A 13,539-nucleotide genomic window follows, 5' to 3' on the forward strand; every position below is an offset into this window, starting at 1 on the left:
TACGGGGACAGTCCTACGGGGCGGGCTAGCGGAAGACGTAGCGGCGGCCCGCCACCGCCTTGAAGGTGCGCTCGCCGCCCGTCAACAGGGCGCAGCGAACGGTCAGTTCGCGGGTGCGCGAGGCCTGCACGACGACGTGGGTGGCGCGGCCGTCGGCCCAGGTGATGTCAACGGTGGCGCCGCCCCGTGCCCGCAGGCCACGCACCGAGCCGTCCGGCCAGCTCGCGGGCAGGGCGGGCAGCACGTCGATGGTGTCGTGCTGGCTCTGCAGCAGCATCTCGACGATCCCGGAGGTGGCGCCGAAGTTGCCGTCGATCTGGAACGGCGGGTGGGTGTCCCAGAGGTTGGGCAGCGTGGAGGACCTGAGCTGTTCGCCGAGCATCTTGTGCGCGTGGTCGCCGTCGCGCAGCCGCGCCCAGAAGTTGATCTTCCAGGCCTTGGACCATCCCGTGCCGCCGTCGCCGCGTGCCTTCAGGGAGACCTCGGCGGCCTTCGCCCACTGGCTGCCGGGGCGGATCTGCCGTCCGGGGTGCAGGGCGTAGAGGTGGGAGACGTGCCGGTGGTCGTCGCCGGGGTCGTCGAGGTCGTCCTTCCACTCCTGGAGCTGTCCCCAGGAGCCGACGCGCAGGCCGGGGTCGAGCCGGTCCAGGGTCTGTTCCAGGCGGGTGCGGAGGGCGGGGTCGTCGCCGAGGACGCGGGCGGCCTGAAGGGTGTTGGTGAGCAGGTCGTGCACGATCTGCTGGGACATGGCGGCGCCGACGGTGAAGTCGCCGTGCTCCGGCGAGTAGCTGGGCGTGACGACGAGGGTGCCGTCGCGCGGGTCGGTGCGCAGCTGGTCGAGCCAGAACGCGGCGGCCTCCTTCATGACGGGGTAGGCGGTGTGCCGCAGATAGTGCGTGGACCCGCCGAAGCGGTAGTGCTCGTAGAGCTGTGCGGTGAGCCAGGCGGCGGCCTCGGGGAACCAGAACGCGGTCGACCAGTCGTGAACGCCGGTGAAGCCGTAGGGGTTGGTCTCGTTGTGCACCACCCAGCCGGGCGCCCCGAACATCTCCCGCGCGGTGCGCCGCCCGGGCTCGCGCAGGGCCTCGACGAAGCGGTCGTAGGGGGCGGTGGTCTCGGCGAGGTTGGCGGCCTCGGCCGGCCAGTAGTTCATCTGGAGGTTGATGTTGACGTGGTAGTCGGCCGACCACGGCGGGGCGGTGCTGTGGTTCCAGCCGCCCTGGAGGTTGGCGGGCAGCGAGCCGGGGCGGGAGGAGGCGATGAGGAGGTAGCGCCCGTACTGGAAGAACAGCGCTTCGAGGGCCCGGTCGGCGGCGGGCGTGGTGCCGTACTCCTTGAGGAGCTGGTCGGTCGGGACGTCCGGGGCCGCCGCCGTGCCGAGGTCCAGGGTGACGCGGTCGAACAGGGCCCGGTGGTCGCGCACATGGCGGGCGCGCAGCTCCTCGTGGCCGCGGGCGAGCGCGGCGTCGACGGTGCGCGTGACGGTCCGGTGCGGGTCGTCGCCGCGGTAGCGAGGGAAGGTGTCGGCGTAGTCGGTGGCGGCCGCGAGCACGAACCACACCTGGTCGGCGCCGGTGACCGTGAGACTGCCGTCGGGGCCCGCGGCGAGTGTCCCGCCCCGGTGGGCGACCCGGATCTGGGTCTCGAACTTCAGGCCGTTGTCGGCGAGTTCACCGCGTACGGTGATGCGGTCGCCGTCGGCCGCGGCGGTGACGTCGGTGCGCGGTGAGGTGGTGCGCAGGGTGCAGGTGACGGCTCCGGGGCGGTCCGCGCCGAGCCGTCCGACGAGCACGCCGTCGGGGTGGGAGGCGAAGAACTCCCGGGTGTGGCGGGTGCCTTGGTGGGTGTACGCGACGGTCGCGACGGCTTCGCGCAGGTCCAGGGCGCGGCGGTACGAGGCGTCGGGCGCGTCCGGCGCGCCCGCGACGTCGATGCGCAGGTCACCGAGGGTCTGGTGGGCGCCGTAGCCGCGCCGGGGCTGGCCGAGGGCGGCGGCGACGGCGTCCGGGGCGAGTCGGCCGCGGTCGTCGAGGTCCCCCCGGACGGCGGCGAGGGCGTCGGGGCGGGGTGCGCGCCAGTTGCCGTGGTCGTAGCCGCCCTCGGCGCCGGGGCCGCCGGTCCACAGCGTCTTCTCATTGAGCTGTAGCCGCTCACTGGTGAGGGATCCGAAGACCATGGCGCACAGGGCCCCGCCGCCGATGGGCAGCGCCTCGCGTTCCCAGTCGGCGGCCGGGGCCCGGTACCAGAGCCTCAGGTCATCGGATGACTGAGCGGACTCGCCGGTGGCGGCGATGCCCTCGGACGCCGGTCCGCCGAGGGCCAGAGCGGCTCCCGCCCCTACGGCCGACTGAATGGTGGTTCTTCGAGTGATCCCCTGCCGCATGAACTCCAGGAACTGTGGCCTCATGGGCCGCCACGCTAAAAGTCCGATGACTCGCCCGACAAGGAGCATGACAAACCCACTCCTTGGACGGAGTGGGTGGGCACTTGGACTTCGGGGCGGCGGGGCGCGGTGACCTCGCGGGCGGCGATGGGCCTCCGGTGCCCTCAGCCCTGCTGGAACAGCTCCGCGGGCAGCGGCTTGAGGAGCGCGTACAGGTCGTCGGTGATCGGGCGGTCCCAGGCCGCGATGGTCACCAGGACGTTGTCGCTGCGGTCGAACTGCACGCAGGAGACGCGGCTTTCGGACAGCCGCAGACGGCGCACGATCAGGAGGTTGTCGCCCTGCATCACCGGCACGTCCTCGCTGGCGACGACGGTGACCTCCTCGTCGTTCTCCAGCGCGAGCAGCAGCTGGGCCACCTCGAAGGGCACCTCGCCGTCGGCGAGCTCGCGGGCCGGGGCGCCCTCCGGCAGATTGCCGATCACCATCGCCGGACCGCGGCCGCCGAACAGGTCGTAGCGCAGGAAGACGCCCTGGCAGCTGCCGTCGGGGGCCGGCAGCAGGCCGGCGCCGAGATTGCCGGGCCAGTCACCCGGGTCCATGGCCAGGACGTCGAAGTCCGGGCCCGCGGGAGTGGCGGAGCTGCGGCGGCGGAGGAAGGACATGCCGCCATGGTACGTGTCCGGCGCGCTCACCCCTGCCCGGGGGCGGCGGCGGGAAAGCGCCGGTGAGGGTGTGGTTCCCGGCCGGGCGGGCTCAGGCGTGCCCCCGGTTGCGCTCGTGGTGGCGGGCCACCCGGGCACGGTTGCCGCAGGCGGGTCGGCACCACTCCTGGCGCGGGTGGTCCTTGAGGAAGTACCGCACGCAGCGGGGCGCGTGGCAGGCGCGCAGCCGCTCCCGGTCGGGTCCGGTGAGGAAGGCGAGCGCGGCGCGGGCCAGGGCGGCGTTCAGGAGGTCGGCGCGTACGACGGTCTCCGCCTGGGCCACCGGCTCGTCACGGACGACGGGCGCGCCGCCGCGCGGCCAGCTCAGGACGGGCACGGCGGGCACCCGGGCGGCGGCCTCGTTGAGCCTGGTCACGGCCTGGCCGAGGGGCAGCAGCCGCCGGGCGTCGGCGGGGCTCGGCGCTCCCGGACGCACGGCGCGGGCGAACAGCGCGCGGACGGCGGCACGCACCCCCCGTACTGCTTCCAGTGCGCTCTCGTCGGCCCGGAAGCGCCGGGCGGCGAGGGCTCCGGGCAGCGCCGCCGCGTGGGCGCGGACCCAGGCGGTGAGGCCGTCCGGCGTGTCGAGGTCGTCGGCGACACCGCCATGGCCGTCGTGGCGGAGGGTGGCGGCGAGGTCGAGGGTGAGGAGGGTGGCGGGCGGCGCCGACGGCTCGGGCGGGGCGGGCATGCGGTTAATGATAGGTTCCCCGGCAACCATTAACAGGGGGTGGCTCGGGGTGCCGGACGGGACCGTACTGGACTATTGGCGTGCCGGACTCGACGCCGTACCGGAAGCGGTGTGGGACCACCCCCGCGTCGAGTCCCTGCTCCTCGCCGACAACGCGCTCACGCACCTGCCCGCCCGCATCGCCGCCCTCCCGGCCCTGCGCACCCTGGACCTCGGCCACAACCTGCTGACCGAGGTCCCGCCGGAACTCGGCGCCCTGCCCGCGCTGACCGACTTCCTCTATCTGCACGACAACCGCCTCACCGCCCTGCCCGAAGAGCTGGGCGGCCTGCGCCGGCTCGCCTACCTGAACGTGGGCGAGAACCGGCTCACCGCACTGCCCGGCGCGGTCGGCCGCATGACGTCCCTCGTCGAGCTGCGCGCCCAGCACAACCGGCTCACCACGCTGCCCGCGACGCTCGGCGGCCTGCGTCGGCTGCGCGAGCTGTGGCTGCGCGGCAACGAGCTGACCACGCTCCCCGACGACGTACGCCACCTCGGGGAACTCCGCGAACTGGAGCTGCGGGAGAACGCGTTCGCGACCGTGCCCGACGCCGTGCGCGGGCTGCCGCTCCTGCGCCGCCTCGACCTGCGGGCCAACCGGCTGCGCGAAGTGCCGCACTGGCTGGCCGCGTTGCCGTCCCTGGAGAAGCTGGATCTGCGCTGGAACGACGTGCGAGGCGGCGAGGACACCCTGGCGGCCCTGCGGGCGCGGGGCTGCGTGGTGCTGCGCTAGCTCCCCTTCAGCGCGGGCTCCCGTCGGCGGCGCTCGATCAGCGAGGCGCGGATCTCGCCCGCCCTGACCGCCGTGTTGGACAGGAGCGTCGAGGTGAGGCCGTGGGTGTGCTCCGTGCCGCCCTGGAGGTAGATGTCGGCGGCGACGTTGGCGTGCGTGGCGACGCGGTGGTCACGCCCGACGACGAGGGCGTCCTCGTCGTCGCGGCGGCACAGTTTGCCGAGCTCGCCCATGCGCTCGTCGATGCCGCGCGGCTGGTAGCCCGTCGCGCACACCAGGAGGTCGGCGTCCATGACGTCGCGCTCGGCGGTCGGCAGGAACTCGATGCCCAGGCGCAGGCCGTCGTCGTGGGTCTCGATCTCACGGATACGGGAGATGTTGAGCATCCGCATGCGCTGACGCCCCTGCACCTTCTCCTGGTACATGGTGCGCGAGAGCGACTCGATGAGGTCCATGTCGACCACGGAGTAGTTGGTACCGCGGTGGTAGTCGAAGAGGGACTGCTTCACCTCCGGCGGCGCGTTGTAGAAGATGTCCACGGCCTCCGGGTCGAAGATCCGGTTCGCGAACGGGCTGTCGTCGGCGGGCGTGTAGCCGTACTTCGCGAACACCGAGCAGATCTCGGCGTCGGGGAAGTGCCGGTGCAGGTAGTCCACGCTCTCGGCGGCGCTCTGGCCGGCGCCGAGGACGACGGCGCGGCGCACCGGGGTGCCCGCGTCGAGGAGCGCGCCGACCCGGGGGATCAACTCGCTGTTGTGGAAGACCCGTTCGGAGCGGGCCGCGCTGGGCGGCAGATGGGGCTCCATGCCGGTGGCGACACAGAGGCTGCGGGCCCGGCGCACGATCTTCCGCTCCGGGTCGCCCGGGGCGCGGCTGACCACGTCGAAGGCGACGACCTCGCCGTTCTCGGTCACCGGCTTCACGGCGACGACCTCGCAGGAGTACTCCACGAGCCCGGCGACACGACCCGCGGCCCACTCCAGGTAGTCGTGGAACTCGATGCGCAGCGGGAAGAGCGTCTTCTGGTTGAGGAAGTCCACGAGCCGGTCACGCTCCTGCAGGTAGCACAGGAAGCTGTAGCTGCTCTTCGGGTCACGCATGGTGACGAGGTCCTTGAGGAAGGACACCTGCATCGTCGCGTCGTCGATGAGCATCCCCCGGTGCCAGCCGAACCGCGGCTGCTTCTCCAGGAACCCGGCGCGTATCCGGTCGCCCTCGGCGGCCCGCGCGTTGTGCTCCTCGACCGCGATCGCGAGGGCGAGGTTGGACGGCCCGAAGCCGATCCCCAGGACGTCGTACGTCACTTCCGGTCCCCCATGTGCCGACCCCGTGCCGCCGCTCGCCGGCTCCGTGCCGCCGTACGTCGAATCCTGTTCGCTGTGCAGAGTGTTCACCCGCGTCATCGCCTCCCTAAGCAGGCACATGTTAGATAAGGTTAGCCTTACCTTGCAATGTCTGAGGAGGATTCACATGCGGGTCGTCATGTTCGGCTATCAGACGTGGGGTCACCGCACACTGCAGGCCCTGCTCGACTCCGAGCACGACGTGGCCCTCGTCGTCACCCACCCCAGAAGCGACCACGCGTACGAGAAGATCTGGGACGACTCGGTCGCCGACCTCGCCGCGCGGCACGGCGTGCCCGTGCTGCTGCGCAACCGCCCAGGAGACCCCGAACTCCTCGAAACCCTCAAGTCGGTCGAACCGGACCTCAACGTCGCCAACAACTGGCGCACCTGGCTGCCCCCGGAGATCTTCGACCTCCCCCGGCACGGCACGCTGAACGTACACGACTCGCTCCTGCCGACCTACGCCGGCTTCTCCCCGCTGATCTGGGCCCTCATCAACGGCGAGCCCGAGGTCGGCGTCACCGCCCACCGCATGGACGCCGACCTGGACATGGGCGACGTCCTGCTCCAGCGCGCGGTGGCCGTCGGCCCGCGGGACACGGCGGCGGACCTGTTCCGCGCGACGGTCGACCTGATCGCCCCGATCGTGCGCGAGTCGCTCGACCTGATCGCCTCGGGCACGGCGGTGTGGACGCCGCAGGACCGGTCGCGGGCCAGCTTCTTCCACAAACGCGCCCCGGAGGACAGCCGCATCGACTGGACCTGGCCCGCGGAGGACCTGGACCGGCTCGTGCGCGCCCAGTGCGACCCGTACCCGAACGCCTTCACGCACCACCGCGGCAAGCCGCTGCGGATCGTGGAGGCGGCGGTGTCCGAGGGCCGGTACGGGGGCACCCCCGGGCGCGTCTTCATCCGTGAGGGCGACGCGGTCGTCATCGTCGCCGGTGCCGACGCGCGCACGGGCCGCCGCCGCGGGCTCGCGGTCAAGCGGGTGCGGACGGAGGACGGGACGGAGTACGCGGCGACGGACTACTTCCGCACGATGGGCGGGTATCTGACGGCCCGTCCGTCCTGATCCGGCCGGACACATCAGCGGGCGGCCCGCCCTCTGCGGGCGCGAGGTCCACCGGCGTGCCGCCGGGCCCGTACGGGAGGTGCGCGGGACGGCGCCCACCGGACTCCCCCGTCCACCCGCCCGGACCGACCACCTGATTAGGCAACCCTTACCTTACTATGGCTTCGATCTCCGGACGGCGCCCGCACCGATCTCCGGACCACCGACATCGAGGAGAGACCGCAGATGAGCAACCCCTTCGACGACGCCGACGGCCGGTTCTCCGTGCTCGTCAACGACGAGGGCCAGCACAGCCTGTGGCCCGAGTTCGCCGAGGTCCCGGCGGGCTGGACCGTGGCCCACGGCCCGGCCGACCGGCAGTCCTGCCTGGACCACGTCGAGGCCAACTGGACCGACCTGCGGCCCAGGAGCCTGCGGGAGGCCACGCGCGCCTGACGCACGGCGGCCCGCGCCCTCAGGACGCGGGCCGCTCCATCCCACGGCGGCACCCCGGGCGCCCCGGGCGCCTCACGCACCCCGAGCACCTCACGCATCCCCGGCACCTCACGCATCCCCCGCGCCCCGCGCATGCACCAGCGGCCCGTCGTCGACCCGCACAAGGCGGTACCCCCGCCCGCCCCCGGAGCCCCCGCGCCGCTCCGCCCGTCGCGCCCGGGCCCGGGCCCGGCGAGCAGCGGCCAGCAGCGCCGCGACCTCCGGACTGCGTCGGCGCAGCCGCAGGAAGGACCGCTCCGACCAGCCGCCGAGCACCGCGGCCGAGGGCTGGGCGACCCCGTCGCGCACGGCCCGCAGGACGACCCGCAGCGCCGCCGCACCCGGCCCGGCCGAGACCGCCATCGGACGCCCCCGCTCGCGCTCGCCCGCCGCCATGAGGCTCGCCGCCGCCATGGCCTCCGCGAACGAGGGGTCCTGGGCCTGCCAGTTGAGCAGCAGCCGTTCCGTCACCCCGGCCGCCGCGGCGCAGCCCGCCTGCCCGAGGCCGAGCGCCGCCGCGCGCAACGCGTCGGCCCTGCGCACCGCGGTCTCCTCGCGCAGACTCGGGTCCACCCGCAGGGCCCGCAGCAAGGAGCGATCGATATCTTCTTGCGCGTCGAGGCCCGCGACCACACCATCGGCCCAGGCCTCAAGGCGGTTGACCGCGGCCGTGCGCCGCTCCACCCGTTCGTCCTCCACCAACTCACCACCAAAGCAACTTAGGCTAGCCTCACCTAACAATAGAACAATAGCCCGTCGGAATCCCGTACGGACGAAGACCGGACCCGACACCCCGCTGCCTCGAAGGGATCTGTACGTGCTCTGCACCAGGATCACCAACGCCCGCGTCGTCACGATGGACCCGGACCGTCCCACCGCCCGCGAACTCGGCATCTGGCGTGGGCGGATCGTGGGGCTCGACTCCGATGTGGCGGACCTCCCGGCCCGCCGCGTCCTGGACCTCGGCGGCGCGACCGTGCTGCCCGGCTTCATCGACAGCCATGTCCATCTCGTCTGGGCGGGACTGGCGGCCAAGGCCCCGAGCGTGGCGCCGAGCAGCCGCGTCGACGACGTCCTCAGGGTGGTGGCCGACGCCGTCGCGGCGGCCCCCGGTGACGGCTGGGTGACCTTGGCCGACTACGACCAGCGCGGACTGGACCGGCCCCTGACCGCCAAGGAACTCGACGCCGTGAGCGCCGGGCGCAAGGTGTATCTGGGGCACATCTCGGGGCACGCGTGCCTGGTCAACACGGCGATCCTGGACCTGCTCCCGGCGCATGTCGCGGGCTCGGACGGTTTCCTCGCGGAGGAGGACATGGGCGCCGTGCTGCGACTGCGGCCGCCGCACGCGCTCGGCGAACTGACCGACGCCATCGAGCACGCGGCGCGCGTGTGCCGGTCCGAGGGCGTGACGGCGGTCGCGGAGGCGGGCATCGGCAGCGAGCTGTTCGCGCACAGCCCCATCGAGGCCGCGGCATACCAACTCGCCCACGAGTCGGGCAGGTTGCCCGTCCGCGTACAGCTGATGGTGGCCGCGGACGCGCTGCGCCCGGTCGAGGCGGCGCGCGAGGACACCACGACCCGCGCCTTCGGTCTCGGCCTGCGCACGGGCTTCGGCGACGGCGGACTCTCCCTCGGCGCCCTCAAGGTGTTCACCGACGGCGGCATGATGGCGCGGACCGCGGCGCTCACCGACCCCTATGTCGGCAGCGAGTCGAACGGCCAGCTCCAGATGGCCCCCGACCTGCTCAAGGACACCATCGTGGCGGGCCACCGCGCGGGCTGGCAGCTCGCCGTGCACGCGATCGGCGACCGCGCGGTCGACGTCGCCCTCGACGGCCTGGAGGCGGCCCAGCGCTCCCGGCCACGCCCCGACGCCCGCCACCGCGTGGAGCACGCGGGCCTGGTGCGCCCGGACCAGCTGCGCCGGTTCGCCGAGCTCGACGTCACGGCCGTCGTCCAGCCCAGCTTCCTGCGGTACTTCGGCGACGACTACGCCACGATCATGGGCGCGGAACGGGCGCCGTGGATGTACCGGGGCCGGGGCTTCCTCGACCACGGGGTGCGTCTGGTGGGCAGTTCGGACCGGCCCGTCGCCGACGGGGCGCCGCTGCGGGCCGTCCAGTTCATGGTCGAGCGGGCCTCCGCGTCGGGGCAGGCCATCGGACCCGACGAGGCCGTCGATGTGGACGCGGCGCTGCGCGCCTACACGATCGACGCCGCGTACGCCTGCCACTGGGAGGACAGCGCGGGCAGCATCACGCCCGGCAAGCGCGCCGACCTGGTGGTCCTCGGCGAGGACCCGAGGGAGGTGGAGCCGGGGCGGATCGGGGACATCGAGGTGCTCGGCACCTTCGTCGAGGGCGAGGACGACCTGGCCGCGCCCGCCGCCGACTGACCACGTCCCCCCGCCTCCCGAAAGGCCTCCCCGCGGGCCCCTTTGGAAGCCACCGTGGCCCCGGCCCCCGCACTGCGGGGGCCGGGGCCACGGGCCGTCGCGGCGCACACGCGCCGGGCGCGCTTCCTACGTCAGGTCGAACCGCCCCTCACGGGCCCCGTGCACGAACGCGCCCCACTCGGCGGGCGTGAAGATCAGGGACGGGCTCTCCGGCCGGCCGCCGTTGCGCATCGCGATGAATCCCTCGACGAAGGCGATCTCCACGTCACCGCGACCCTCGCTGCTCGACCGCCATTCGGCGCTGCTGAGGTCGAGGTCCGGCTTGTCCCAACCCGCGAGCGGATGCTGCTGGGTGATGGTGCTGTCGGCCACGTCCGTGCTCCTCCCGATGCGTCGTCCGCCCGCCAGCCTAGCTTTCACCCCCGGCGCAGCACAGGCCGCGGCACAGGCCACGAGAACGGGCGGAATCACGCCCGCCGGGAGCGCGCGTCACGTCGTGGGCGGCTCCGCGCCGACCAGCCACATGGCGAAGAACTGCGAGCCCCCTCCGTAGGCGTGCCCAAGTGCCGTGCGCGCACCGGCCACTTGGTGCTCACCGGCCTGTCCCCGCACCTGGAGCGCGGCCTCCGCGAAGCGGATCATCCCGGACGCCCCGATGGGGTTGGTGGACAGGACACCGCCCGACATATTCACCGGAAGGTCACCGTCCAGTTCCGTCACGCCGGACTCGGTGAGCTTCCAGCCCTCGCCCTCCGCCGCGAAGCCCAGGTTCTCCAGCCACATCGGCTCGTACCAGGAGAACGGCACGTACATCTCCACCGCGTCGATCTCACGGCGCGGGTCGGCGATGCCCGCCTGCCGGTAGACGTCGGCCGCGCAGTCCTTCCCCGCCCGGGGCGACACGAAGTCCTTGCCCGCGAACATGGTGGGCTCGCTGCGCATCGCGCCGCCGTGCATCCAGGCGGGCGGGCGCGGCGCCCGGGCCGCGCCCGCGCGGTCGGTGAGGACCATCGCGCAGGCGCCGTCGGACGAGGGGCAGGTCTCGGAGTAGCGGACGGGGTCCCAGAGCATCGGCGCCGACTGCACCTTCTCCAGGGTGATGTCGTGCTCGTGCAGGTGCGCGTAGGGGTTCTTGAGGGCGTTGCGCCGGTCCTTGTACGCGACGAGCGAGCCGATGGTGTCGGGGGCGCCGGTGCGCCGCATGTAGGCGCGGATGTGCGGCGCGAAGAAGCCACCCGCGCCCGCGAGCAGCGGCTGCTGGAACGGCACGGGCAGCGAAAGTCCCCACATCGCGTTGGATTCCGACTGCTTTTCGAAGGCCAGGGTGAGGACCGTGCCGTGGACGCGGCCCGCGACGAGGTTCGCGGCGACGAGCGCGGTGGAGCCGCCGACGGAGCCCGCGGTGTGGACGCGCAGCATGGGCTTGCCGACGGCGCCGAGCGCGTCGGCGAGGTACAGCTCGGGCATCATCACGCCCTCGAAGAAGTCGGGCGCCTTGCCGATGACGACGGCGTCGATGTCGGCCCATGTCAACTCGGCGTCGAGGAGGGCGCGTTGCGCCGCCTCGCGAACCAGGCCCGCGATCGACACGTCCCGGCGGGCGGCGACGTGCTTGGTCTGCCCGATCCCGACGACGGCGACCGGCTCCTTGCCGGGCGCGTTGCTCATCGCGGGTCTCCTTCCAGTACGGCGACCAGGTTCTGCTGGAGGCAGGGGCCGGAGGTGGCGTGGGCGAGGGCACGCTCGGACGCGCCGCGGTGGACGCGGGCCGCGGCCTCGCCGAGCCGGATGAGCCCTGCGGCCATGACCGGGTTGGCGGCGAGGGCGCCGCCCGAGGGGTTGACCGTCACCTCGTCGCCGAGCCGCAGCGCCTTGCGCAGCACGACCTCCTGCGAGGTGAACGGCGCGTGCAACTCGGCGGTGTCGACGGGCCGTTCGAAGGCACCGGCCCGTTCGGCTGCGAGGCGCGTGGACGGCGAGTCCGTGAGGTCGCGCACGCCGAGGCTGTGCGCCTCGATGCGGTGGTCGATGCCGCGGATCCAGGCGGGCCGCTCGCACAGCTCACGGGCCCGCTCCCCCGCGGCGAGGACGACGGCGGCGGCGCCGTCGCCGACCGGCGGGCAGTCGCCGGTGCGCAGGGGACGTACGACATAGTCGCCGTGCGGCACCGAACCCCGCAGCTGGGCATGGGGGTTGGCGCGCGCGGCGGTGCGGCTCCGGGTCGCGACCCCGGCCAGGGCGGGTTCGTCCGTGTCGCCCGCGTCGATCAGGGCCCGCGCCTGGAGCGCCGCGAGGGCGACGGCGTCCGGCCACAGCGGCGCCACGTAGTACGGGTCGAGCTGGCGGGTCAGGACGTCGCGCACCGATCCGGGCGACGACTTGCCGTAGGAGTAGACGAGCGCGGTGTCGCACTCGCCGGTCCGGAGCTTCACCCACGCCTCGTACAGCGCCCAGGCGCCGTCCATCTCCACGTGCGACTCGGAGATCGGCGGCCAGGCGCCGACGCCGTCGAGGGCCATGGTGAAGGAGAAGGCGCGTCCGGCGAGGTAGTCGCAGGACCCCGAGCAGGTGAAGCCGATGTCGCCGCTCTTCAGGCCGGTGGCGGCGAGGACTTCGTGCAGGACGGGCATGAGCAGCTCGACCTCGGACAGCTCGTCGGTGGTGCGCCGGTGGTCGCTCTGCCCGAAGGCGACGATCGCGACGTCCCGTGCCCCGTGCGCGGCGGGCGCCATCTACACCAGCTCCTTGTACGTGTCGTAGTCCGCGTCGGGCTCGCCGGTGGGCCGGTAGTGGTCGGGGTAGCGGCCGCTCTCGCTCCACACGGGCTCCACGCGCAGGCCCATCCGGACTCGGTCGTAGGGGATGCCCGCGATCCGGGCGTGCAGGGCGAGGTCGGCGCCGTCGAGGGCGATGTGCGCGTAGACGTAGGGCACTTCGATGTCGAGGTTCTTCGCCTTGATGTTGACGATGCAGAAGGTGGTGACGGTGCCGCGCGGTCCGACCTCCACCTGCTCGGCGGTGGCGATGCCGCAGGTCGGGCAGGCACCGCGCGGCGGCACGTACACCTTGCGGCAGGACGGGCAGCGCTCGCCGACGGTCCTGCGCCCGGACAGGGCGTGGATGTACTGGGACTGGGCGCGGCCGGGGCTGTAGGTGTAGTCCAGCCGGGCGGGGGCGACGATGCCGGTGACGGCCCCTCCCGCGAACTCACCGTCGTGCGAGGTGACGTGATGGCCCATCACACCGTCGTACGGCTCGAAGCAGGCGATGTCCGTGATGGCGCCGGTGCGTTCGGCGGCCCAGCGGACGCGGACGCGCATGCCGGTGCGGACGGCGTCGGGGCCCGGGGCGTCGAGGGCGTGCAGCAGGGCCGTGTCGGCGCCGTCGAGGCGTACGAGGACCCAGGCGAAGGGGGTGTCGAGGGGCTGGCCGCGGCGGGGCTCGTGGTTCCAGGCCCAGGTGGTGACGGTGCCGGTGGCGGCGACTTCGACGAGGTCGCGCAGGTCTTCGGCGGTCACCGGGTCGTACTCGATGGGCGGCACGAGAACTCGGCCGTCGCCGGTGCGCACGCCGAGCACGGTGCGCTCGCGCAGACCGGTGAGGAAGGCCGACTGGACGGGGCCGAGGGAGCGGGTGAAGGGGAACTCGACGACCAGTGGGGCACGCAGGACTTCGGTCACGGGGGTGGCTCCT

At 73.1% G+C, this 13,539-nt stretch carries 13 protein-coding genes; 4 read left to right on the forward strand and 9 right to left on the reverse strand.

Annotated features, from left to right (window positions below):
• Positions 1-25: 25 nt before the first annotated feature.
• The 3 genes from ACZ6AA_RS09470 to ACZ6AA_RS09480 all read right to left on the reverse strand — a co-directional run bounded on the left by ACZ6AA_RS09470 (position 26) and on the right by ACZ6AA_RS09480 (position 3,778).
• Entirely contained in the window at positions 26-2,407 is a 2,382-nt protein-coding gene (locus ACZ6AA_RS09470; protein ID WP_471457192.1) for a glycoside hydrolase family 95 protein, read from the reverse strand.
• Between the two features lie 140 nt (positions 2,408-2,547).
• Positions 2,548-3,048 carry a hypothetical protein gene (locus ACZ6AA_RS09475; RefSeq protein ID WP_468458109.1) on the reverse strand — a complete coding sequence of 167 codons (501 nt, stop codon included), beginning with the start codon at positions 3,046-3,048 and terminating at the stop codon, positions 2,548-2,550.
• Positions 3,049-3,139: 91 nt separating this feature from the next.
• Positions 3,140-3,778: an ABATE domain-containing protein gene (locus ACZ6AA_RS09480; protein WP_468458111.1), complete on the reverse strand. Its 639-nt coding sequence runs from the start codon at positions 3,776-3,778 to the stop codon at positions 3,140-3,142.
• A 67-nt stretch (positions 3,779-3,845) separates the two neighbouring features.
• Between ACZ6AA_RS09480 and ACZ6AA_RS09485 the strand changes: the two genes are divergently transcribed.
• Positions 3,846-4,553 (forward strand): leucine-rich repeat domain-containing protein, encoded by a 708-nt coding sequence (locus ACZ6AA_RS09485; RefSeq protein WP_471457849.1) that lies wholly within the window; start codon positions 3,846-3,848, stop codon positions 4,551-4,553.
• Here ACZ6AA_RS09485 and ACZ6AA_RS09490 read toward each other — a convergent pair.
• Positions 4,550-5,956 (reverse strand): lysine N(6)-hydroxylase/L-ornithine N(5)-oxygenase family protein, encoded by a 1,407-nt coding sequence (locus ACZ6AA_RS09490; protein WP_468458113.1) that lies wholly within the window; start codon positions 5,954-5,956, stop codon positions 4,550-4,552. The genes ACZ6AA_RS09485 and ACZ6AA_RS09490 overlap by 4 nt on opposite strands.
• Before the next feature lie 67 nt (positions 5,957-6,023).
• Here ACZ6AA_RS09490 and ACZ6AA_RS09495 point away from each other — a divergent pair, with 67 nt between their 5' ends.
• Positions 6,024-6,974, forward strand: a complete 951-nt coding sequence (locus ACZ6AA_RS09495; RefSeq protein WP_471457195.1) for a methionyl-tRNA formyltransferase — start codon at positions 6,024-6,026, stop codon at positions 6,972-6,974.
• A gap of 225 nt (positions 6,975-7,199) precedes the next feature.
• Positions 7,200-7,409 carry an MbtH family protein gene (locus tag ACZ6AA_RS09500; RefSeq protein WP_468482074.1) on the forward strand — a complete coding sequence of 70 codons (210 nt, stop codon included), beginning with the start codon at positions 7,200-7,202 and terminating at the stop codon, positions 7,407-7,409.
• Positions 7,410-7,517: 108 nt separating this feature from the next.
• Here the strand turns inward: ACZ6AA_RS09500 and ACZ6AA_RS09505 are convergent, their stop codons facing one another.
• Entirely contained in the window at positions 7,518-8,147 is a 630-nt protein-coding gene (locus ACZ6AA_RS09505; protein ID WP_468458119.1) for a hypothetical protein, read from the reverse strand.
• Positions 8,148-8,265: 118 nt separating this feature from the next.
• On the opposite strand from ACZ6AA_RS09505, the gene ACZ6AA_RS09510 reads away from it, so the two are divergent.
• Positions 8,266-9,846, forward strand: coding sequence for an amidohydrolase (locus ACZ6AA_RS09510; protein ID WP_468482072.1), 1,581 nt, complete (start codon positions 8,266-8,268; stop codon positions 9,844-9,846).
• Positions 9,847-9,972: 126 nt separating this feature from the next.
• Here ACZ6AA_RS09510 and ACZ6AA_RS09515 read toward each other — a convergent pair whose 3' ends face one another.
• From ACZ6AA_RS09515 to ACZ6AA_RS09530, 4 genes are all read right to left on the reverse strand, one after another.
• Positions 9,973-10,218 carry a DUF397 domain-containing protein gene (locus tag ACZ6AA_RS09515; RefSeq protein WP_030357441.1) on the reverse strand — a complete coding sequence of 82 codons (246 nt, stop codon included), beginning with the start codon at positions 10,216-10,218 and terminating at the stop codon, positions 9,973-9,975.
• A gap of 117 nt (positions 10,219-10,335) precedes the next feature.
• Positions 10,336-11,514, reverse strand: a complete 1,179-nt coding sequence (locus ACZ6AA_RS09520) for a thiolase domain-containing protein (RefSeq protein WP_468458123.1) — start codon at positions 11,512-11,514, stop codon at positions 10,336-10,338.
• A complete protein-coding gene (locus ACZ6AA_RS09525; protein ID WP_471457198.1) occupies positions 11,511-12,578 on the reverse strand; it encodes a thiolase domain-containing protein in 1,068 nt (355 codons plus the stop codon). Before ACZ6AA_RS09525 ends, ACZ6AA_RS09520 begins: the two co-directional genes overlap by 4 nt.
• On the reverse strand, positions 12,579-13,526 hold the full coding sequence (locus tag ACZ6AA_RS09530; protein ID WP_471457200.1) for a Zn-ribbon domain-containing OB-fold protein: 948 nt from the start codon (positions 13,524-13,526) through the stop codon (positions 12,579-12,581).
• Positions 13,527-13,539 lie beyond the last annotated feature (13 nt).

The organism is Streptomyces sp. NPDC040610, assembly GCF_055594065.1.

Coding starts and splice junctions, on each gene's coding strand:
- ACZ6AA_RS09470 (WP_471457192.1), bottom strand. CDS start 2,407: ATGAGGCCACAGTTCCTGGAGTTCATGCGGCAGGGGATCACTCGAAGA.
- ACZ6AA_RS09475 (WP_468458109.1), bottom strand. CDS start 3,048: ATGTCCTTCCTCCGCCGCCGCAGCTCCGCCACTCCCGCGGGCCCGGAC.
- ACZ6AA_RS09480 (WP_468458111.1), bottom strand. CDS start 3,778: ATGCCCGCCCCGCCCGAGCCGTCGGCGCCGCCCGCCACCCTCCTCACC.
- ACZ6AA_RS09490 (WP_468458113.1), bottom strand. CDS start 5,956: ATGACGCGGGTGAACACTCTGCACAGCGAACAGGATTCGACGTACGGC.
- ACZ6AA_RS09495 (WP_471457195.1), top strand. CDS start 6,024: ATGCGGGTCGTCATGTTCGGCTATCAGACGTGGGGTCACCGCACACTG.
- ACZ6AA_RS09500 (WP_468482074.1), top strand. CDS start 7,200: ATGAGCAACCCCTTCGACGACGCCGACGGCCGGTTCTCCGTGCTCGTC.
- ACZ6AA_RS09520 (WP_468458123.1), bottom strand. CDS start 11,514: ATGAGCAACGCGCCCGGCAAGGAGCCGGTCGCCGTCGTCGGGATCGGG.
- ACZ6AA_RS09525 (WP_471457198.1), bottom strand. CDS start 12,578: ATGGCGCCCGCCGCGCACGGGGCACGGGACGTCGCGATCGTCGCCTTC.